Consider the following 19,556-nt stretch of genomic DNA (forward strand, 5'->3'; position numbering starts at 1 on the left):
CTTAATGTCCCTATGCCACTGAATGCCCGGCACTCCGACGAAGAACCCCTCGTGCGGATACGGGGTCTCGGCAAGCGCTACGGCGGCACCGTCGCGCTCGACGCGGTCAGCCTCGACCTGCACCGCGGCAGCGTGCTCGCACTCCTCGGGCCCAACGGCGCCGGGAAGTCCACGATCGTCAAGGTGCTCGCCGGCGTCCTGGCGGCCGACGAGGGCGAGGTGACGGTGGCCGGCCACCCCCTCGGGTCCGAGGCCGCCTCCGACAGGATGTCGTTCATCCACCAGGACCTCGGACTGGTCGAGTGGATGACGGTCGCCGAGAACATCGCCCTGGGCACCGGCTATCCGCGCCGCCACGGCCTGATCTCCTGGCGGCGGACCCGGCAGCTCTGCGCCGATGCCCTGCGGACCGTCGCCGGACACCTCGACGCCGACGCCCGCATCGCGGACCTCGCGCCCGCCGAGCGTTCCCTCGTGGCCATCGCTCGGGCCCTCGCCCGCCGGGCGGAGCTCATCGTCCTCGACGAGCCGACCGCCACGCTCCCCGCCGCCGACTGCGCCCGGCTCTTCGACGTCCTGCACGCGCTGCGCGACCGGGGCCACGGCATCCTGTACGTCAGCCACCGGCTGGACGAGGTGTACCGGGTCGCCGACACGTTCGCCGTCCTGCGCGACGGCCGCCTGGTCGGGCAGGGGCCGCTCCCCGGGTACGACCCCGACCGGCTGGTCCGTGCCATCGCCGGCGGCGCGCCTGCCCGGCGCGGTACCGCCCCCGCCGTGCCCGCCGGCCGGCCGCCCGTCCTGCGCCTCGACGCCGTGACGACCGGCCGCGTCGGGCACGGCGGACACACCGGGCACGCCGGGCGCACCGGGCCCGTCACCCTGGAGCTGGCCGCCGGCGAGATCGTCGGCATGGTGGGGCTGACCGGCGCCGGCCACATGGACCTGGGCCGTGCGCTCGCCGGCGCCCTGCCGATGCCGGCCGGGCAGGCGCCGCTCCAAGGCCGGGCGCTGCTCGACGGCCGCCCGTACCACCCGCGTACGGTCGCCGCCGCCCTCGGCCGGGGGGTCGGTTTCGTGGCCGCCAATCGGCAGGAGGAGGGCTGCGCACCCGACCTGACGGTCCGGGAGAACTTCCTCGCCAACCCCCGGGCGGCCGGCGTGCCGGCGTGGCGTTGGCTCGGCCCCCGGCGCGAGCGCCGCGAGGCCGCCGGCCTGATCGAACGGTTCTCGGTGCGCCCCCGCGACAGCGAGGCGCCCCTCGCCACCCTGTCCGGCGGCCACCAGCAGAAGGTGGTCCTCGGCCGGTGGCTCCGGGGGCGGCTGCGGGTGCTGGTCCTCGAAGAGCCGACCGCGAGCGTGGACGTGGGCGCCAAGGCGGCGATCCACCGGCTGCTGGACGACGCCGCCGCCGAGGGCCTGGCGGTCCTGCTGGTCTCCACCGACTTCGAGGAGGTCGCGGACCTCTGCCACCGCGCGCTGGTCTTCGTACGCGGTGTGGTCGCGGCGGAGCTGGCCGGTGCGGACCTGACCCCGGCCGAGCTCACCCGCGCCGCCTCGGCCATGCCCGCTATCACCGGAAGCGCGACGAACCCGTGACCGCCCCGTCCCCGCGCGGGCACGTCATCGGGAGCTACGGCCTGCCCGCCCTGACCGTCCTGCTCTTCCTGATCTTCTCCCTCGCCCTGCCGGACACCTTCCCCACCCGGGACAACGTCTCCTCGATCCTCTCCAACCAGTCGATCCCCGCCCTCCTCGCGCTCGGTGCGACGGTCCCCATCGCCACCGGCAAGTTCGACCTGTCCATCGGCTACGGGCTGGGCCTGGCGCACGTCCTGGTCATGCGCCTCGTCGTCGAGGAGGGGACGCCGTGGCCGCTCGCCTGTCTCGCCGTCGTCGTCGCAGGGGCGCTGGTGGGGGCGCTGAACGGCGCCATCGTCGAGTTCGCCCGGATCGACTCCCTCATCGCCACGCTCGGCACCGGCAGCATCATGTACGCCCTCACCGGATGGCTCACGGACGGCGGCCGGATCGTGCCCGGCCCGAGCGGCCTGCCGGCGTCCTTCACCGACCTCTACGACGCCCGGTTCCTGGGGCTGCCGGTGCCCGCCTTTTACGTCCTGGCCGTCGTCATCGTCCTGTGGGTGGTGCTGGAGCGGCTGCCGTTCGGCCGGTACCTGTACGTCATCGGCTCGAACCCGCGTACCGCCGCCATCATCGGCATCCCCACCCGCAGGTACTCCGTGTACGCCTTCGCCTGCTCGGGCCTGGTCGTGGGCGTGGCCGGGGTCCTGCTCGCCGCGCAGCAGCAGATCGGCAACCCGAGCGTCGGCCTGGACTACCTGCTGCCCGCGTTCGTCGGCGCGCTGCTCGGCTCCACCACGATCAGGCCCGGCCGCGCGAACGCGGTGGGCACCCTGGTGGCCGTCAGCGTGCTCGCCGTCGGGCTCGCCGGGATCGGGCAGTTGGGGGCGCGGTTCTGGGTCACGCCGCTGTTCAACGGCGGCACGCTGCTGCTGGCGGTCGGCCTGGCCGGTTACGCGGCGCGGCGGCGCCTGAGGACGCGGGCCACGGCGGACCGGAGCCCGCCGGCCGTACACGATCCGCCGGACACCCGCTGATCCCGGCTGATCCCGGCTGATCCCGGCTGATCGCCGCTGACCCCCGCCGCTACCCGCCGGCCCCCGCGCAACCCGGTCAGGAGCACCGTGTACCCGTACCGCCACCACCTCCTCGCGGCCGCCGTCGTCGCCGCCCTCGTCTCCGGCTGCGGAGGCGGCCCGTCCAAGCCGGCGGCCGCGCCGGCCGGCTGCCCGGCCGTGGTCGCGAAGGCGAAGGAGGCGGTCGGGCGGGCCGAGCGCGGCGATCCCGCCGGGAGCGCCCCGACGACGGGCCCCCGGGCGGTTCCCGGCAAGACCCTGGTCTACGTCGCCCAGACCATGACCAACCCGGGCGTCGCCGGAGTGGCCAAGGGCGTCCGGGACGCCGCGGCGGCCATCGGCTGGCAGGTCCGGGTGATCGACGGCGGCGGCACCCCGGCGGGCATCCAGGCCGCGTTCAGCCAGGCCGTCACGCTCAAGCCGTCGGGCATCGTCATCGGCGGCTTCGACCCGCGGATCACCGCGCAGCAGACGGCGCGGGCCGCGTCCGCGGGAATCCCGCTGATCGGCTGGCACGCGGTGAGTTCCCCCGGCCCGAGCACGAGTCCGCCGCTCTTCACCAACGTCACCACGAAGGTCCGGGAGGTCGCGGAGATCAGCGCGGACTGGGTCATCGCCCGCTCCGACGGCCGGGCCGGGGTCGTCGTCTTCACCGACGACTCCATCCCGTTCGCCCGCGACAAGTCCGAGCTGATCAAACGGCGCCTCGCCGACTGCCCCGGGGTGCGGCTGCTGACGACCGAGAACATCCCGATCCCGGACGCCGGTCAGCGCACCCCTCAGGAGGTGTCCTCCCTGCTGTCGCGCTTCGGGGACCGGTGGACGTACTCCGTCGCGATCAACGACCTGTACTTCGCCGACGCGGCCCCGGCGCTGCGCGCCGCCGGGCGCCCCGGCGAGGGTCCGCCGTTCAACATCGGCGCGGGCGACGGAGACCCCTCCGCGTTCCAGCGGATCAACGGCCGGCGCTTCCAGGCCGCGACCGTCCCCGAGCCCCTGGATCAGCAGGGGTGGCAGATCGTCGACGAGTTCAACCGCGCGTTCGCGGGTCGGCCGGCGAGCGGGTACGTGGCGCCCGTCCACGTGGTGACGGCCGAGAACAGCGGCGGGGCCGCCGCCTGGAACCCGCCGGGCTACCGGGAGGCGTACGAGCGGATCTGGCGCGGGGAGTGACCGGGGGCGCCGGCCGCCCACCGGCGGCCCTCCCGACGGCCTCTCGACGGCCTCTCGACGGCCTGTCGACGGGCAACGGCCCGGGTCCGGTGCCAGGCTGAGGTCGTACAGGACGGTCGCACACCACCCGCGAGACCCGCGAAAGGCATCACCATGATCACCACTGACTTCGCGCCCGGCTCCCCCTGTTGGCTCGACCTCGGCACCCCGGACGTGCGGGCCGCCGCGGCGTTCTACGGCGCCGTCCTCGGGTGGGACTACGAGCCCATGCGGGCGGGTGAAGGGGAGGAGGAGATGGAAGGCGGGATGTTCCGCAAGGACGGCAAGATCGTCGCCGGCCTCGGCAAACTCACCGAGGAGGGTGCCCGCTCGGCCTGGATGATCTACTACAACGTCACCGACGCGGACGCCACGACCCAGGCGGTCGAGCGCGCCGGCGGCACGGTGCGGGTGGCGCCGAGGGATCTGGACGACTGGGGCCGGATGGCGCAGTACAGCGACCCGCTGGGCGGGCAGTTCGCCGTCTGGCAGCCGGGGACGGACAAGGGCGTCGAGCTGGTCGACCAGCCGGGCTCGCTGTCCTGGACCGAGCTGTACACGACCGACGCCGGGGCCGCCAAGGAGTTCTACGGCGGTGTCTTCGGCTGGCAGTTCAGCGACATGCCCATGCCCGGCGGCGGCGAAGGGGGCGCGTACACCCTGATCACCCCCGCCGGACTGCCCGAGGAGCGCATGCACGGCGGCCTCATGGAGCTGCCGGCGGAGCACCTCGGCCTCGCGCACGGACGGCCGTACTGGCACCCCGTCTTCGCCGTCTCCGACTGCGACGCCGCCGTCGCCCAGGTGACCGGGAACGGCGGCAGCGTGCAGATGGGACCGGAGGACGCGGAAGGCGTCGGCCGGCTGGCCGTCTGCCTCGACCCGTCGAAGGCCGACTTCGTCCTCCTGACGCCGGCCCGCGGCCAATAGGCCGGCTTAGGGGGCCTACCGGTACTCCACGGTCAGGGTCGCCCGCGTGTCCCTGTTCACGAACAGGTGGGCGGACGTGGTCTGGTCCCGCTCGAACCGCAGCCGGATCTGGGTCCGCCCCGACCGGTTGACCGCGCCGAGCCCGGTCGGGCTCAGGTCGGTCGACGCCCTGGCGCCCGCCGTGAACGGGGCGACCTCGGCCGCCCCCCGGGCGGTCGTCACGGCAGCCCAGTCCGACGGCTCGACGGAGCAGCCGCCCAGGCAACCGCTCTGGACGTCGACCAGGAGCCGGTTGCCGGGCGGGCTCGCCCAGGGGTCGCCCGAGCCGCCGCTCCTGGTCAGCGTCACGTAGGCCCGGGTGAGGGTCTTGCCCGCCGGGATGGCCGACGTGTCGAAGGACAGCACCGTCCGGTTGAACCGGCCGTCGGTGCCACGCCCGAGGGCCAGGCCGTACGTCGCCTCCAGCGTGCCCACGGCCGCACCGGAGCCGTCGGACGCCGCCTTGACGTAGCCGTCCTCCGCGTCGATGCCGGTCAGCGTCACTCTGCCGCCCGCGGGCGGCGTCGTCCCGCCGTCCCCGCCGCCGAGCGCGCGCACCATGGCCGTGATCGCCTCGATCTGCTTCCCGCCGTGCCTGGCGTAGGCGGAGTCGCCGAGGTATCCCCACCAGTTCCAGCAGCCGTTGGGGTTGTCCAGGGTCGTCGTCGGGACGGCCTGCGGGTAGAGCACGATGAGGTCGTTGGTGTCGGCGTACTCGTTCAGGTAGGCCTTGTCGAGGAACGTGGTGCCGAAGCCCTGGTACGCGTACCCCTGCTTGCAGCCGTGCAGGGCGACGAGCACCGTGCAGCGGGCGCCGTCCGCGCACGTCCGCGGCACGTAGACGAAGCCGTTGTCGTCCATGGAGACCGGCTTGGCCTGGCCTCCGGGCACGTACCGGTTCTGGTCGAAACGGATGAGGGAGCCGCCGGGTGTGGGCGCGGGCGCCCGGACGGAGCCGAGCAGGTGGCCCAGGAGGGTCCGCTCGACGTCGGTACCGCAGTTGTTGATGAACGGGGTGCCCGTCACGGTGCAGGCGTTCGGCCCCAGGGGGCTGATCCAGGCGTGGCCGGCCGCGGTGTTCCGGTCGTAGAGGACGTTCGCGCCGAAGTGGGCGTAATAGTCGGCCAGCGCGGTGGCCACCGGCTGCTTGACGGTCGTGTCGCCCGTTCCGCTGAACAGGTAGACCGGATCGCCGGCGAGTCCCGCGACGTCGTCGATCCCGCCCTGCGCCGACCAGTCGCTCGTCGTCTGTTTCAGCCGGGCGAGTTGGAGGTCCTGGGTGGTGTTCATGCAGGCGTTCAGCGCGGTGTTGAGGTTGTTCTGCGCACAGTTGTACGGCCCGGAGGCGAAGACGGCGGAGCCGTCGAAGATGCCGGAATAGGCCACGTGCAGTTGGGTCGCCATGTAGCCGCCGGACGAGATGCCGGCGCTGTAGACGCCGTCGACGGCGTAGGGCTTCAACTCACCGGGCGCGGGCGGCAACGCGGCCGCCCCCGGTGGAGCGACGAGGGCCCCCAAGAGGGCCAGGGCGAGGACCGCGACCGCCCGGCCGCGACGCAGGACCGACCTGCCGGGATACGAGTTCACGAGGAGACCGTAAGCGCGGCCGAATCCGTGCCCCCATGGCGGGGAGCACCACAACCAGCCGGCCGGTCATGGTTGTCGATCACCTGGGCGACGAGGGACTCGTCGGCTATCACCCCGCGCGACGCCCGACGATCGGTGAACGGTTGAACGCCCGCTTGGCAAGCAGGAACTTGCCGAGATGGCCCGATATCCCCGAACCGCCCAGGTGAGAGAGCAATTTGGAAGATGTCGCCCTCCGGAGACGTCGCTACTTTCCTAAGTACCGGGCGATGCCGAGGCATTCCCCCGGCCTGACATGTGGAGAACGCAATGCCTTCCGGAGGTGTGGAATGCGTACATTCGCCGTGCGGGCGCAGAACACGATCGTGGGCTTTTCGCCGGTGCGCGCCCTGATCGGCACCGGTGTCACCGAGGCGTGGCCACGGCGGGCGCGGGCGGGCCTGAGGCTGGTCGCGCCCGACGACCCCGCGTGCGCCCTGGACGAGGAGGAGGGCAGCCGGGCGGGTCCGGGACGGGCCGCACACGCGGAGTGGCTGGTGCGCAGCCTCGGCGCGGTCGGACGGGCCTGGCTCGACCAGGTGGGGCCCTGCCGGGTCGACGTCATCGCCGCCGATCTGCTGGACGACGGCAGCCGGCTCTTCTTCGCGACGCTCGCCGACGTGGCGGGCGGCCGGGTCACCGTTCGCTGCCGGGCGGAGCCCTCCGCCGGTCAGGCCGCCCTGGCCCCGGTGACCAGTGCCCGGGAGCGGCGCATCGAGCACCTGGCCGGCGCGTCCGGCCGACTCGACGGCGAGGAGCTCGACTTCCTGTACGGGCAGGCCCTGCGCTACCTGCGCGCCGGAGACGGCTGGACGGCGGAACGGCTGCTGCGCGCGGTGCTGCTCCGGCGCCCCACCCCGGCCGTTCGGCTCACGCTGCGCACCGCCCACGAGCTGGTCGGACGGCCGTTGGAGGCCCGGCGGTACCCGGAACGGAGCGGGCCCGACCGGCAGCCGGAGCGGGCGCGGGGCCCCCTGCGGCTCCACGCGGGCTGGGAGCGGTTGGAGGAGTGGTCGGACACCGCGGGCCAGATCGAGCGGAACGCGGTGCACAAGGCCCTGTTCGCCGTCGCCGACCGGACGGTGTTCCGGTCGTACGAGACCTACGACGATCCCGCCGAGCCCCTGAGCCTCTTCGTCCGCGTACGGCCGACACTCGTCCTCAAGATCCGCATTCGCGACCTCGACAGCTTCGACATCGACTACGTGGGGATCAACTCCGGTTCACATACAGGTGGTTGAGTCGTTCGACCCTCCTTGACAGGGTTCATGGCCTGTGGAAATGTCGGTCGCGCTTGTCACACCTGGGCTTTTTGATTTTTCGTGTACTCGGGGAGATGCGATGCCGCCTCTGGACGTTTCCGGATTAGACGTTTCCTCGCGGGTCCGGGCCCGCGACATTCAAATGGCGGGTGTCGCGGACATGCGCCGCCGGGTGCTGATGATTTCCGGCGCCATCGACACCGTCGACCACGACGTCTCGGTCTGCGTCAACCTGCCGGAACCCGGCCGCTGGCAGGTGATCAAGTCCGAGACCAATCTCACGGACCGCACCTGGGTCGCCATGCAGGCCGCCACCGACGAGGACTCGGTGTTCGTCAACGACGCCGAAACCCTCGTGATGTCACGGCAGTTCTCCAAGTCCTTCATCACCCCCGACCAGCGCCGTCTGACCTTCTTCGGCGGCGAGGTCCGCCCCGGCGAGGCCGTGGTGAAGATGTACTCCCTGGAGACCACCGGCCGCAAACCCACCTACGCGTACTCCCGGTACAGCCCGATCGCCGGCGACAGCCCCGAGGTGACCGCGAAGACCATCGAGCAGATGGTCGCCGAGGGCATGCCGCAGCGTCCGGTCATCGAGGTCATCGTCCCGGTGACGGTCATCGGGTGATCACCTTCGTCCCCCCGCCCCACCTGCTGGAATCGCCCCGGGGCCGCGACTGGCCGGCCGCGCCCGCCGCCGCCCCGCCGCGCACCGGGCCGCCCGCCGGCGCGGACGTGGCCATCGTCGGAGCCGGTCCGGCCGGCCTGGCGGTGGCCTCCGCCCTCTGGCACCTCGGTGTGCGCGACGTCGTCCTCCTCGACCGCGGCGGGCGGCCGTGCGGCCGGTTCTTCGACCGCGTCGACACCCTGCGCCAACGCGTCCTGCGCTCCCCCTACGAGCACCACCCCGGGGTCGAGGGCTACCGCGACTGCGAGCTGCTCGACTTCGCCCGCCTGCACTGGTCGCTGCTCACCCCCGTCGAGCGCCGCGAGATCCGGATGGCCCAGTCGGGGCACCGCTCGGTCGTGCCCGTCGACGTCTTCGAGGCCTACTGCCGGCACGTCTCCACCCTGCACCACGTGGACGAGCGGACCTGGCGGGCCACCGTCCGCGAGGTCCGCCCGACGCGCCCGGACGAAGGCTCTGCCGCCGGCGCCACCGTCCACGGCGACGGCTTCGCGCTGACGGCCCGCTCCGTCGTCCTCTGCCTCGGCGAGGAGCGGCGCGACGCGCCCGCCGACTGGTGGGAGGGCGAGGGCACGCCCGCCGGGGTGAGCTACTGGGACGAGCCCGTGCCCTCGGACGCCGGGCGGCTGGTCGTCGTGGGCGCCGGACTGAGCGCGGCGCACCTCATCGCCAACGCCCTGGGCGAGGGCAAGGAGGTGCACTGGGTGCTGCGCGCGCCCGAGGAGCGCTACCAGTGTGCGGACGTCAACGCCTCCTTCTTCCGCGCCGAGGGCCGGGCCAGGTTCGACGGGACCAGCTGGCAGGACCGGCTCGCCCTGATGGGCGGACACCGGCGGGCCTCCGTCATGTTCGAGTTCCGTCCGCTGATGGAGCGTGCCGAGGCGGAGGGACGCCTCACCGTGCACCGGGGGCGCGCCGTCACCGGCGTGACGCCCGTCCGCGCCGGGCGAAGCGCCGTACTGCTGGAGGGCGACGCGCGGGTCGTCGGTGATCACGTGGTCCTGGCCCTCGGCACCGTCGTCTCCAACGGCGACCGGCTGCTGCCCTCGTCGGTGGTCGCGGCCCGCGACGGCTGGCCGGACCTGGACGAGCGGACCCTCGCCTACCGGGGCGCGCCCGGGGTGTTCGCCGTCGGCGCGGCGGCCGGCATGGTGCTGGGCCCGGCCGCCCGCAACATCGACGGCCACCGCGTGGCCACGGCCCGGGTGGCCGGTGCCATCGCCGCCCACCTGGCGGGGACCTCCGCCCCGCTCCCGAGCGAGGACAGGGAGATCGCCCGTGTCTGAAGCCGCGTCCGAACGTGACGACTACGACCCGCGGTTCTCCTTCACCCCGATCGACGAGCCCGCGTTCACCGAGACCGGGGTGATGCTGATGGGCCTCGACGCGGACCGCCTGCTGGCCGGGCTCGGCATGGCGGCCCTCGCCGACGACCCTGCGCAGGTCGTGTTGGCCGTCGACCGCCTCCGGCACGGGGTCACCGCCGCCCTCGGCTTCGATGCCCTCGTGGACGCCGGCGCCCGCCGCTGGCGCTCCGCCCGCGAGGCCATCGACGCCGCCGGGCCGCAGCCCTCCCCGCCGGTGGCGCTGCGCCGCGCCTGGGACGAGACGCTGCGCCTGCTGACCTACTGCGACCTGGGCGACGTCGGCCCCGCCACCCTCGCCCACCTCGCGGCCTGCCGGCTGCGCCGCGACGAGATCGACGGCCGCGTCGGCCGTCCGCCGGTCATGGGACCCGCTGCCGCCGGGTGAGGTACCGCGTCAGCTCCGGCGGAGTCCGGCCAGCTCCGCGTCGACGGCGCCGCGCATCAGCGCCCGTGCGTGATCGATCCGGATGCCACCGCTGAGCCACCGCATGCTCAGCCCCTCCAGCAGGGCGGTGAGCCGCTCGGCGGCCCCGGCCAGCGACGAGGCCGGCGCCATCGGCTGGACCCGGCCCAGCAACGCGGCGACCTCCTGGACCCACACCAGGGTGGCCCTGGCCAGGTCCTCGCGCAGCACCTCGTCGAACACGGCGCTCGCCCGCAGTTCACCCCAGGCGGCGCTGTTCTCCCGTACCTCCACGGTGTCCTGGAGTTCCAGCAGGAGGGTTTCCTCCAGCTCCTCACGAGGGGTCAGCGGCGGGTCGTCCGGGCCGCGGCCGGTGGTGTAGCGCTCGGCGCGGTCGTTGATGAACTCCAGGGTCTGGCGCAGTACCCCGGTGCGGTCCTTGAAGTGGTAGTAGATCAGGGCCGTGGACACGCCGGCCTCGGCCGCGAGCTCCTCCACGCGCAGCCCGCGGACCCCACGCCGGGCGATCACCCGGGCGGCCGCTTCGAGGATCCGAGTACTACGAGACGCCATGGTCGGCACCCTACCGGGGCCCGACAAGGGATCCTGACTTTTGACTGAATTTTCAGTTAGTGAGACAGTGGCCTGACGGGCAGGCCCCCGCCTCCCCCTCCCGGCCCGCCTCCCTTCCCCCCGGAGTCCCCGTGTCCTTCGCCCTCCCCACCCGTCGGACCGTCCTGCGCACCCTCTCCGGCCTCGGTTCCGCCGTCTTCGGCGGCGCCGCCGCCTGCGGCTCCGCCGAGTCCGGAAGTGGGCCCGGCACCGGATCGTCCCCGTCCCCGCAGGCCGGTGGAGCCGGTGGGAAGCGGCGGCTGGGTGCCGAGTGGGAGAGCCACACCCGTACCTTCATGTCCTGGCCGGCCCTGGCCTCGGTGTGGGAGCGGGACCTGCCCTACGTACGCGAGGACATCGCGCGGATCGCGCGCGCCGTCGGCGATCACGAAGCGGTGGTCATGATGGCGCGGCCCGACCAGGTGGCCGCCGCCCAGCGGGCCTGCGGCGCTCAGGTCGAGGTCATCCCGCTGGCCGTCGACGACCTCTGGGCGCGTGACACCGTCCCCGTGTTCGTCGAGGAGGGCGGCAAGGTCGTCGGTGTCGACTTCAACTTCAACGGTTGGGGCGACAAGCAGGAGCACCCGAACGACGGCCGGGTCGGCCGCACCCTGCTCCAGAGGTACGGCATCGCGCGGGTACAGGCGCCGCTGGTCGCCGAGGGCGGTTCCTTCGAGACCGACGGCGAGGGCACCCTGCTGATCACCGAGAGCTCGATCGTCAACGACAACCGCAACCGCGGCGCGTCCCGGGACACCATCGAGGCCGAGCTCAAGCGGACCCTCGGAGTCGAGAAGGTCGTCTGGTTGGCCGGCGTACGCGGCGAGGACATCACCGACGCCCACGTCGACAGCCTCGTACGCTTCACCGCGCCCGGTGTGGTCCTCCTGGACCGCGCGCATCCCACGACACCGGCGGATTCCTGGTCCCGCGCCGCCGACCAGGCGAAGTCCGTCCTCTCGCATACGACGGACGCCCGCGGTCGCCGCTTCGAGGTCATCGACCTCCCGCAGCCCGCCCTCGACCGGATCACGGGCCGCGGCGACGACTTCGTGTCGACGTACGCGAACTTCTACGTCGCCAACGACGCCGTGTTCATGCCCGAGTTCGGTGACCGGCGGGCCGACGACCGCGCCCACGGCATCCTGCGCGAGCACTTCCCCCGGCGGCACGTCGTGCCGATCGCGATCGACGCGATCGCCTCGGGCGGCGGCGGCATCCACTGCTCGACGCACGACCAGCCCGGCAGGCCCGCCGCATGACGTCCCCGCTCACCACGGGCACCACCACGGGCGGGAGAATGAGCCCCTCGAACGACTCCATCGACCGCGCGACCGGAAAGACGAAGCAACGATGACACTGCGAGAGGGCCTGCGGGTGAAGCTGGCGGCCGACCTCAGGTTGGCCGGTTCCCTCACCCTGGCCGAGCGGTCCTCCGACGAGGAGGGCCCCGGCGATCCCGTCGACGTCGGATCCCTGTCCCTGGGCGAGGGCGCCGAGGGCACCGTGGAGCGGGTGTACGAGGATCCGCTGCCACAGACCGAGGGGGTCCGCGAGTACGAGCGTCTCAAGTCGCTCCTCGACGATTTCGGCCACCAGATGCCCCCGGGCAGCCGGAAGCAACTCGAAGATCGGGTCGGCTCACTGGAACCGGAATGGATCGCGTACCGGGAGCGCGGGCCGCGCGCGACCGTCCGCGTCCGCCTCGACAACGGGTTCGTCCTCGACGACGTTCCCGAGGACGTGTTCGTCCCCGCCTGACGCCGGGCTTGACGTGCTCCGCCCGGAGCCCGGCCCGACGCCCGTGGATCCGCCGGCCGGATCACAGCGCATGCGTGCCCGCGCCCGGATGCCCGTACCCACCGCCGCAGTTGGCTGCGGGTACGGTTCCGGCATGGACGTTTCCGAAACGAATGCGACGAACGACGACACGACCCGGGCGGCCCTGATCAAGGACACCGCCCGGCAGCAGTTGGTGAAGGTGGGCGCCGGGGGGCTGTCCCTCGACGGCGTGGCCCGCGACAGCGGTCTTGCCGTCTCCGACGTGGCAGCCGTCTTCCCCCACCGCGACGACCTGCTGACGGCTCTGGTCATCGACGCCTACAACGCCTCCGGCGCCGCGATGGAGCGGGCCGATGAGGCCGCGACGGCCGCCGGCGCGTCGGCGGGTGCGCGACTCCTCGCCGTCACGCGCGCGCTGCGGCAGTGGTCCTTCGACCACGTCGCCGAGTTCACCCTCATCTACGGTTCGCCCGTGCCCGGTTACCACGCCCCGCAGGACACCGTTCCGCCCGCCTCGCGCACCCCCGCCGTGCTCGGCGGCATCGTGCGAACGGCCCTCATGGGTGGCGAACTGACCCCGCCGCGCCGCGCGGTGCCCGGTCCGCCGCTGCTGCTGCCGGCGGCCGTGGAGGCCTTCGGGGGTGTGCCGGAGGCACCGTTCTCGGACATCATCGAGCGCGGCATCGTCCTGTGGAGCAACCTGATCGGCCTCCTGGTGTTCCAGGTCTTCAGCCGTACCCACGACAGCGTCAGCGACGAGGCGGCGTACTTCGACTACGCCATCGCCGTGGCCGCCGAGACCATCGGACTCGAAGTCCCCCTCGGCGAAGGCTGATCCACCCACCCGCAGGAAATCAGGCCGTGAACACCATCAGAACCCTCTGCTTCGTCATCGCAGCGCTCTCGTCGTACGCGGCGCTGGTCTACCGGCTGTGCCAAGTGCGGCGCAGTTGGCGGGACAGCGCCTACCGCACGCTGATCACCACGCTGCTGCTCCAGTGCCTCACCTTCACGATGGGCGCCGTCGCCATGGGGAGCCAGAGCTTCCTGGGCGTCGGCAACCTCGCCATCCTCTGCATGCACCTGTCGGCGGTGGCGTTCTGCGTCAGCGCGCAGATCATCCTGCTGCGGTGGGCGGCGGCGGACGAGGAGGCGGCGCGCAAGGCGCGGTACTGGCTGATCACCGGCATCGCGCTGAACGTGCTGCTGACGGCGCTGTTCCTGCTCGCCGACGGCCCGGGGCGCCCGTCCTCGGACTTCGACACGGGCAGCGGGCAGCCGCTGGTCCTCACGTACCTCCTGGTCTTCATCGTCTCCCAGGCGGTTCCGTGCGTGACCATCTTCCGGCAATGCGGTCCTTATGCCCGGATGACCGACAACGCCTCGCTGCGGCAGGCGTTGCGGATGCTGTCGGTGGCGGCGGTCGTCCTGTTCCTGTACTGCACGGCGCGGACGGTCAACATCCTCACCGCGGCGGCCGGGGTCGACATCGGCGTCTGGAAGCTCGCCTCGAACATCTTCAGCGCGACGGGCATCGTCATCCTCTCGCTGAGTCTGACCAATTCCTCGTGGGGCCCGGCCGCCGGCAGGCTGCTGGAGTGGAGCCGTACGTACCGCGCCTACCGCGCCCTGTACCCACTCTGGCGGGACCTCTACGAGTCCTCCCCGGACATCGCCCTGGAGCCGCCGGGGGCGTCGGTCTCGGACCTGAACTACCGCCTGCACCGGCGGGTGGTCGAAATACGCGACGGGTGGCGGGACTTGCGCCCGTACATCGACCGCACGACGGCCACACCGCCGGCGACCCCCGGTTCGGGCGACGGCGGGCCGGGCCGGGAGGCGAGCGAGGAACTGCGTCAGGCCTTCACGGAGGCGGCGCAGATCAAGCAGGCCCTCGTCGCCAAGCGGAGCGGCACCATTCCGCGGGACAACAAGGACGCCGGCGACTTCGACGACCGCGATACGAACAACTTCGTGGCGGAAGTCGCCTGGCTCACCCAAGTGGCCTCCGCCTACAGTAAACTCGGCAGGGCGAGTTGAGAGCTCCCGCCCGGTTTGCATCCCCCGTCAAACCGGGCGGGTATCTCTCGTTCCCCCCATGTTCCCCCGCTTCCCCCGTCCCCTCGCCATCGCGCGAGGTCAGACGGGGGTTCTTCGTGTACTGGCCCGACCCATCCCCCGAGGGCCGGGCCAGTCCGACGTCACCGACAGCCCACTTGGAATCCCCCGTGAGCCAAGGTAGCTGTCAGCTATCGGCGAGTCCCAACGGTGGCGGAGTCCAGGCCAATTGTCAACTGACCGCTAATCTGTGAAACTGACGTATAGCCAAGGGTTATGTCGACGGGGCGACGGGAGGGAGATCCAGCAATGACCGGAACCGACGACCGGCCTCTGCTCGCGGTGCGTCTCGACGACCTCTTCAAGACGGTCCGCCCCAAGGGCAAGCACTGGACCAATGCCGAGGTGGCCGAGGAGCTGAAGCGGGTCAACCCGGACCTCAAGGTCGGCGGCGTGTACCTGTCGCAGTTGCGGACCGGTAAGCGCTCCAACCCCTCGCCGGACCTGCTGGCCGCGCTGGCCCGGTTCTTCGGGGTGTCCGTCGCCTACTTCTTCGACGACAAGGTCGCCGAGTCGGTACTGAGCGAGCTCGCCGCCGTCGAGGCGTTGCGGCAGTCCGGGGTCCGGGCGGTGGCGATGCGGGCGGCGGGGATGAAGAAGGAGAACCTCCAGGCCATCACGGCCATCATGGACCAGTACCGGCAGCTGCAGGGCCTGCCGCCGGTCACCGACCACTCGGCGGATCCGCCCGCCTCCGCCGGTGACAGCGACCCCTCCGCCGGCCCCTCCGTCACCGGATGAGGGGCATACGGAAGGAGCGGTCGGCCGATCAGGACCGCCGTAGCCGACTGAAGAAGCTCCGCAAGGCCGGCGCCCAGCGGATCGCCGAACTCGACCTGCCGAAGGTGACCGACCTGGCGGACCTGTGCCGCCACCTCGGCGAGGCGCGCGACCGGCCGATCATCCTGGTCCCGATGCAGATGCCCTCGTCGCATCCGTGCGGCATGTGGGTCGCCGCCCGCGACGAGGACCTGATCTTCTACGACGCCAACACCACCAGCGCGCATCAGGAGCACATCATCTTGCACGAGCTGGGCCACATCATCTGCTGCCATCGGGGGGCCGGCGGGCTCGACGAGTCCACCGCCCGCCTCCTGTTCCCCAACCTCGACCCCGACCTCGTACGGGACATGCTCCTGCGCGCGACGTACGACGACGTCCAGGAGCAGGAGGCCGAGATCATCGCCTACCTGCTCTCCCAGGCCATGGGCAACCCCGAGCACCGGCACGCCGAGCCGCCCGTCGCGCCGACGGACGAGGCCGGCGACCCGGGAAAGAGCGCGCTCCTCAGCCGAATCGAACGCACGCTGATCTAGGTCGTGTCCTGTGGATCGTCGTTCAGGGCCCGGCGGCCCGCACCTCCTCGGCCAGGATCGACACCGCGCGGCGGATGTCGTCCTCGCGGTGCTCGCTGGTGAGGAAGAACCGCAGTCGCGACAGCCCCTCCTCCACGGCCGGGTGGAAGATCGGATCGGCGACGACGCCCCGCCGGAACAGGCCGTCCGCGACGCACAGGGTCCGCGCCGAGTCGCCGAGGAGGCACGGCACGATCGGGGAGTCGGCGCTGGATCCCGTGGCCAGACCGGCCGAGGCGGCCAGAGCGCGGAACAGGTCGGCGTTGCGGGCGAGGGTCTCGACCCGCTGCGGTTCCGCCGTGATCACCTCGGTCGCGGCGAGCGCCGCCGCCGCGTTGGCCGGCGTGAGGCCGACGCTGTAGACGAAGCCCGGGAGAGTGTGCCGCAGCCAGCGCACCATCCGGGCGGAGCCGGCGAGGTAACCGCCGCAACTGGCGAAGGCCTTGGAGAGGGTGCCCATCCACAGGTCCACGTCCGACCGGTCGACACCGAAGAACTCGCCGACTCCTCGACCGCTCGCGCCGACGGTGCCGATGCTGTGGGCCTCGTCGACCATCAGCAGCGCGCCGTAACGTTTCTTCAAGTCGATCACGGCCGGCAGGTCGACGAGGTCCCCGTCCATGCTGTACGCGCCTTCGACGGCGATCAGCACCCGTCGGAAACGGGAACGGTTGAGCCTCAGCAGGTGTTCCAGCCGGCCCGTGTCGTTGTGCGGGAACGGCCGGCGCGCGGCTCCGGACAGGGTGCAGCCCTGGAGGATGCTGTCGTGCGCGAGCGCGTCGTGCAGGACCAGGTCCCCCGGGCCGACGAGGTGGCCGATCGCGGTCACGTTGGTGGCGTGGCCGCTCACGAGCGTCAGGCAGTCCGCGACTCCGAGGAAGCCGGCGAGCGCCCGCTCCAGACGGACCGTCAAATCGCGTTCTCCCGACAGCACACGGCTCGCGGACACCGATGTCCCGTACCGGTCCACCGCACGGTGGACGGCGTCGTTGACGGCCGGATGGCCGGAGATGCCGAGGTAGTTGTAGCTGCCGAAGGACAGGTACGTACGCCCGCCTATCACGGTGGTGTCGCGTACGTTGCCCTCGTGGACGCGGAAGTACGGGAAGTCGGCGGCGCCTTTCGCGATGGCATCCAACCGCCCCTCGAAGTCCGCGACTTCGGGGAAATCATCGACGCGCGCGGTGTCGGGGCTCCACTCGGCGCGGGTGTCCGGCGGTGGGGTGTCGGCGGCAGCCGTCGGGAGGGTGTGGTCCGGGTCCACGAGCGTGATCAGACGGCCGACGGTGAGGTCGGGCGCGTACAACTCCTCGGTCCGAAAACCCGGTACGCGCTTGCCGATGTTGACTTCGAGCTCCTGCAACATCAGGGAATCGAAGCCGAGTTCGGCCACCAGCGTCATGCGCTCGGTCACCTCGGAGAGGGGGAAGACGCCGGTCCGCGCGACCTCTTCGAGCACGACGGACGCGGCCGAGGCGGTGTGAGTCGCGTTGGTGAGAGTCGCGGTGGTGAGAGTCGCGGTGGTGAGAGTCGCGGTGGTGGAAGTCGCGGTGGTGCGCTCCGTCTCGGGGGCTTCGACCGGGGTGGCGGGCTCCGCCGCCGCCGAGCGGGCGTCCTCGTCCACGATCCAGTGGCGACGCGGAGCGAGTGGGCTCGGCGGCAGGGTGCACGGCGGCGTGCGTACGGTGACCAGCCGGACGTCGGGCTCGGTGACGGCGCGTCGCGCCAGCCGTGCCAGGGCGGCCGTGCGTTCGTGCTCCGGCAGCGACCCGGGCGCCGGTACGGGGACCTCGATCGGCTCGCGCGGGGTGGTCGGCGTACCTGCGGAGCCCACGGCCCGGCCCGGTCCGAGGTCGCCGGTGCGGCCCGCCGCCACGGCGTCGGCCGCCTCGGTCAGCATCGCCACCGCGTCGGCGGTGTCGCGTACGACCAGGGCGAGGCGTTCCGCGAGCGGGGTCCGGCGGGCCAGGGTGTCCGCCACGGCAGCCGGCGTGGGTCGGTCGTCGGCGAGGGTCCGGGCCAGGTCACGGGCGTGGCGGGCCAGGCCGGCCCGGTCGCGGGCCGTGAGGACGAGCAGGTGTGGCCCCGTGTCGGGGGCGGGCCGCGCCTGGCCTTGGGACTGGGCCTGGGCGTGGGCCTCGGCATGGGCCCGGGACGGCGCCGTGACGCATTCCTCCACCACCAGGTGGACGCCGGTGCCGCCGAAGCCGAACGCGCTCACGCCCGCCCGGCGCGGCTGCCCGTTCCCGGACCACGGTGTCGGCGTCGTCGCGACGGTCAGCCGTGCGGCGTCGAGACCACCGCGGTCCACCAGGTCGAAGGCCGGCTGTGGCGGGATCACTCCCCGCTGCACGGCGAGGACCGACTTGATGAGCCCGGCCATACCGGCGGAGTTGAGGGAATGCCCGACCACCGCCTTGACCGCGCCGAGGTGGGCGGGGGCGGGGTCGTCGCCGCGCAACTCGCGCAGCACGTCGACTTCCACGGGGTCACCGACCGTCGTCCCGGTACCGTGCGCCTCCAGGTAGCCGACGGAGTCCGGGGGAAGGTCCGCGTCGCGGTAGGCCCGGCGCAGCGCGCGGAGTTGGCCGGCGGCCTGGGGGTGCATGCCGCCGTGGACGGTTCCGTCGTTGGCCGTTCCCACGCCCCGGATGACGGCGTAGACACGATCACCGGCCTCCAGCGCGTCGGCCAGTGGGCGCAACACCAGGACGCCGGCGCCCTCGCCGAGGACGAAACCGTCGGCTTCCGCGCCGAACGGCAGGCACCTGCCGCTGCGCGAGATGGCGCCGATTCGGCACAGCCCCACCAACAGGTCGGGGGTGAGCACCAGTTGGGCGCCGCCCGCGAGGGCGATGCGGGTCCGGCCGGCGCGCAGGGCGTACACGGCGTTGGCGACGGCCATCAGTCCACCGGAACACGCGGAGTCCAGCGCGTAGCTCTCGCCGTGCAGGTCGAAGACGGAACTGATCGTGTTCGGACCCATGTTGAGGAGGAGACCGGCGACGGAGGTGCCGTTCAGCCCGTCAACCGCGCGGACCGTGTCCTGCCAGCCGGGGTCGGTCGCCCGCGCCCCGAACTCGCCGCCGGCCAGCTGGCGCATCCGGATGCGCAGGGTGCTGAGGCCTCGGTAGCCGCTCTCGGTGAGCGCCGTGATGACCGACGTCTCCTCGCGGTCGAAGCCGTCGGTTTCCCATCCCGCGTCCTGAATCGCCTCCCGGGCGAGGTCGATCAGCAGCCGGTGCTGCGGATCCATCGCCTTGGCCCGGCGGGGCGGGATGCCGTAGTGGGCGGCGTCGAACCGGTCCACGTCCGGCAACAGGGCCATGGTGTCCGTGTAAGTCGACGCGGTGTCACGGAAGGTGTCGCGGAGGAAGGCCGCCGAGCGCCAGCGCGCGTCGGGAATGGTGGTGAACTGTGGCCGCGGGTCCGTCAGGAGCCGCCAGTACTGGTTCACGTCCCGGGCACCGGGGAACCGGCAGGCCATACCGACGATCGCGAT

17 protein-coding genes are annotated in these 19,556 nt (G+C 72.4%); 14 read left to right on the plus strand and 3 right to left on the minus strand.

Annotated features, from left to right (window positions below):
* Positions 1–12: 12 nt before the first annotated feature.
* The 4 genes from M4D82_RS05215 to M4D82_RS05230 all read left to right on the plus strand — a co-directional run bounded on the left by M4D82_RS05215 (position 13) and on the right by M4D82_RS05230 (position 4,802).
* Positions 13–1,599, plus strand: a complete 1,587-nt coding sequence (locus M4D82_RS05215; protein ID WP_249764906.1) for a sugar ABC transporter ATP-binding protein — start codon at positions 13–15, stop codon at positions 1,597–1,599.
* Positions 1,596–2,621, plus strand: coding sequence for an ABC transporter permease (locus M4D82_RS05220; RefSeq protein ID WP_249764907.1), 1,026 nt, complete (start codon positions 1,596–1,598; stop codon positions 2,619–2,621). Before M4D82_RS05215 ends, M4D82_RS05220 begins: the two co-directional genes overlap by 4 nt.
* Positions 2,622–2,708: 87 nt before the next feature.
* A complete protein-coding gene (locus M4D82_RS05225; RefSeq protein ID WP_249764908.1) occupies positions 2,709–3,833 on the plus strand; it encodes a substrate-binding domain-containing protein in 1,125 nt (374 codons plus the stop codon).
* Positions 3,834–3,986: 153 nt separating this feature from the next.
* A complete protein-coding gene (locus M4D82_RS05230; protein WP_249764909.1) occupies positions 3,987–4,802 on the plus strand; it encodes a VOC family protein in 816 nt (271 codons plus the stop codon).
* A gap of 15 nt (positions 4,803–4,817) precedes the next feature.
* Here the strand turns inward: M4D82_RS05230 and M4D82_RS05235 are convergent, their stop codons facing one another.
* A complete protein-coding gene (locus M4D82_RS05235; RefSeq protein WP_249764910.1) occupies positions 4,818–6,428 on the minus strand; it encodes an extracellular catalytic domain type 2 short-chain-length polyhydroxyalkanoate depolymerase in 1,611 nt (536 codons plus the stop codon).
* 329 nt (positions 6,429–6,757) lie between these two features.
* On the opposite strand from M4D82_RS05235, the gene M4D82_RS05240 reads away from it, so the two are divergent.
* From M4D82_RS05240 to M4D82_RS05255, 4 genes are all read left to right on the plus strand, one after another.
* The gene (locus M4D82_RS05240; RefSeq protein WP_249764911.1) at positions 6,758–7,708 is read left to right on the plus strand and encodes a DUF6235 family protein; all 951 of its coding nucleotides are present in this window, start codon (positions 6,758–6,760) and stop codon (positions 7,706–7,708) included.
* A 181-nt stretch (positions 7,709–7,889) separates the two neighbouring features.
* Entirely contained in the window at positions 7,890–8,357 is a 468-nt protein-coding gene (locus tag M4D82_RS05245) for a DUF6423 family protein (protein ID WP_249764912.1), read from the plus strand.
* Positions 8,354–9,703, plus strand: a complete 1,350-nt coding sequence (locus tag M4D82_RS05250; protein ID WP_249764913.1) for an NAD(P)-binding protein — start codon at positions 8,354–8,356, stop codon at positions 9,701–9,703. The genes M4D82_RS05245 and M4D82_RS05250 overlap by 4 nt, the downstream gene beginning before the upstream one ends.
* Positions 9,696–10,169, plus strand: a complete 474-nt coding sequence (locus M4D82_RS05255; protein WP_249764914.1) for a DUF6187 family protein — start codon at positions 9,696–9,698, stop codon at positions 10,167–10,169. Before M4D82_RS05250 ends, M4D82_RS05255 begins: the two co-directional genes overlap by 8 nt.
* A 9-nt stretch (positions 10,170–10,178) precedes the next feature.
* Here the strand turns inward: M4D82_RS05255 and M4D82_RS05260 are convergent, their stop codons facing one another.
* Positions 10,179–10,760, minus strand: coding sequence for a TetR/AcrR family transcriptional regulator (locus tag M4D82_RS05260; RefSeq protein ID WP_249764915.1), 582 nt, complete (start codon positions 10,758–10,760; stop codon positions 10,179–10,181).
* Between the two features lie 131 nt (positions 10,761–10,891).
* Here M4D82_RS05260 and M4D82_RS05265 point away from each other — a divergent pair, with 131 nt between their 5' ends.
* From M4D82_RS05265 to M4D82_RS05290, 6 genes are all read left to right on the plus strand, one after another.
* Positions 10,892–12,061: an agmatine deiminase family protein gene (locus tag M4D82_RS05265; RefSeq protein ID WP_249764916.1), complete on the plus strand. Its 1,170-nt coding sequence runs from the start codon at positions 10,892–10,894 to the stop codon at positions 12,059–12,061.
* 91 nt (positions 12,062–12,152) lie between these two features.
* Positions 12,153–12,560 (plus strand): hypothetical protein, encoded by a 408-nt coding sequence (locus M4D82_RS05270; RefSeq protein ID WP_249764917.1) that lies wholly within the window; start codon positions 12,153–12,155, stop codon positions 12,558–12,560.
* A gap of 133 nt (positions 12,561–12,693) precedes the next feature.
* Entirely contained in the window at positions 12,694–13,416 is a 723-nt protein-coding gene (locus tag M4D82_RS05275; protein ID WP_249764918.1) for a TetR-like C-terminal domain-containing protein, read from the plus strand.
* 26 nt (positions 13,417–13,442) lie between these two features.
* Complete coding sequence (locus M4D82_RS05280) at positions 13,443–14,621, plus strand: MAB_1171c family putative transporter (protein ID WP_249764919.1); 1,179 nt, start codon at positions 13,443–13,445, stop codon at positions 14,619–14,621.
* 327 nt (positions 14,622–14,948) lie between these two features.
* Positions 14,949–15,440 carry a helix-turn-helix domain-containing protein gene (locus M4D82_RS05285; RefSeq protein WP_249764920.1) on the plus strand — a complete coding sequence of 164 codons (492 nt, stop codon included), beginning with the start codon at positions 14,949–14,951 and terminating at the stop codon, positions 15,438–15,440.
* The gene (locus tag M4D82_RS05290) at positions 15,437–16,015 is read left to right on the plus strand and encodes a toxin (protein WP_249764921.1); all 579 of its coding nucleotides are present in this window, start codon (positions 15,437–15,439) and stop codon (positions 16,013–16,015) included. Before M4D82_RS05285 ends, M4D82_RS05290 begins: the two co-directional genes overlap by 4 nt.
* Before the next feature lie 22 nt (positions 16,016–16,037).
* On the opposite strand, the gene M4D82_RS05295 is transcribed toward M4D82_RS05290, so the two are convergent.
* Positions 16,038–19,541 carry an aminotransferase class I/II-fold pyridoxal phosphate-dependent enzyme gene (locus M4D82_RS05295; protein WP_249771484.1) on the minus strand — a complete coding sequence of 1,168 codons (3,504 nt, stop codon included), beginning with the start codon at positions 19,539–19,541 and terminating at the stop codon, positions 16,038–16,040.
* Positions 19,542–19,556 lie beyond the last annotated feature (15 nt).

The sequence above is a fragment of the Streptomyces sp. RerS4 genome (assembly GCF_023515955.1).
In the GTDB taxonomy this organism is placed as follows: domain Bacteria; phylum Actinomycetota; class Actinomycetes; order Streptomycetales; family Streptomycetaceae; genus Streptomyces.

What these genes read in the sequence shown, in the direction of transcription:
- M4D82_RS05215 (WP_249764906.1), top strand. Translation starts at nt 13, where the DNA reads ATGCCACTGAATGCCCGGCACTCCGACGAAGAACCCCTCGTGCGGATA.
- M4D82_RS05285 (WP_249764920.1), top strand. Translation starts at nt 14,949, where the DNA reads ATGACCGGAACCGACGACCGGCCTCTGCTCGCGGTGCGTCTCGACGAC.
- M4D82_RS05245 (WP_249764912.1), top strand. Translation starts at nt 7,890, where the DNA reads ATGCGCCGCCGGGTGCTGATGATTTCCGGCGCCATCGACACCGTCGAC.
- M4D82_RS05290 (WP_249764921.1), top strand. Translation starts at nt 15,437, where the DNA reads ATGAGGGGCATACGGAAGGAGCGGTCGGCCGATCAGGACCGCCGTAGC.
- M4D82_RS05270 (WP_249764917.1), top strand. Translation starts at nt 12,153, where the DNA reads ATGACACTGCGAGAGGGCCTGCGGGTGAAGCTGGCGGCCGACCTCAGG.
- M4D82_RS05275 (WP_249764918.1), top strand. Translation starts at nt 12,694, where the DNA reads ATGGACGTTTCCGAAACGAATGCGACGAACGACGACACGACCCGGGCG.
- M4D82_RS05260 (WP_249764915.1), bottom strand. Translation starts at nt 10,760, where the DNA reads ATGGCGTCTCGTAGTACTCGGATCCTCGAAGCGGCCGCCCGGGTGATC.
- M4D82_RS05230 (WP_249764909.1), top strand. Translation starts at nt 3,987, where the DNA reads ATGATCACCACTGACTTCGCGCCCGGCTCCCCCTGTTGGCTCGACCTC.
- M4D82_RS05240 (WP_249764911.1), top strand. Translation starts at nt 6,758, where the DNA reads ATGCGTACATTCGCCGTGCGGGCGCAGAACACGATCGTGGGCTTTTCG.
- M4D82_RS05295 (WP_249771484.1), bottom strand. Translation starts at nt 19,541, where the DNA reads ATGGCCTGCCGGTTCCCCGGTGCCCGGGACGTGAACCAGTACTGGCGG.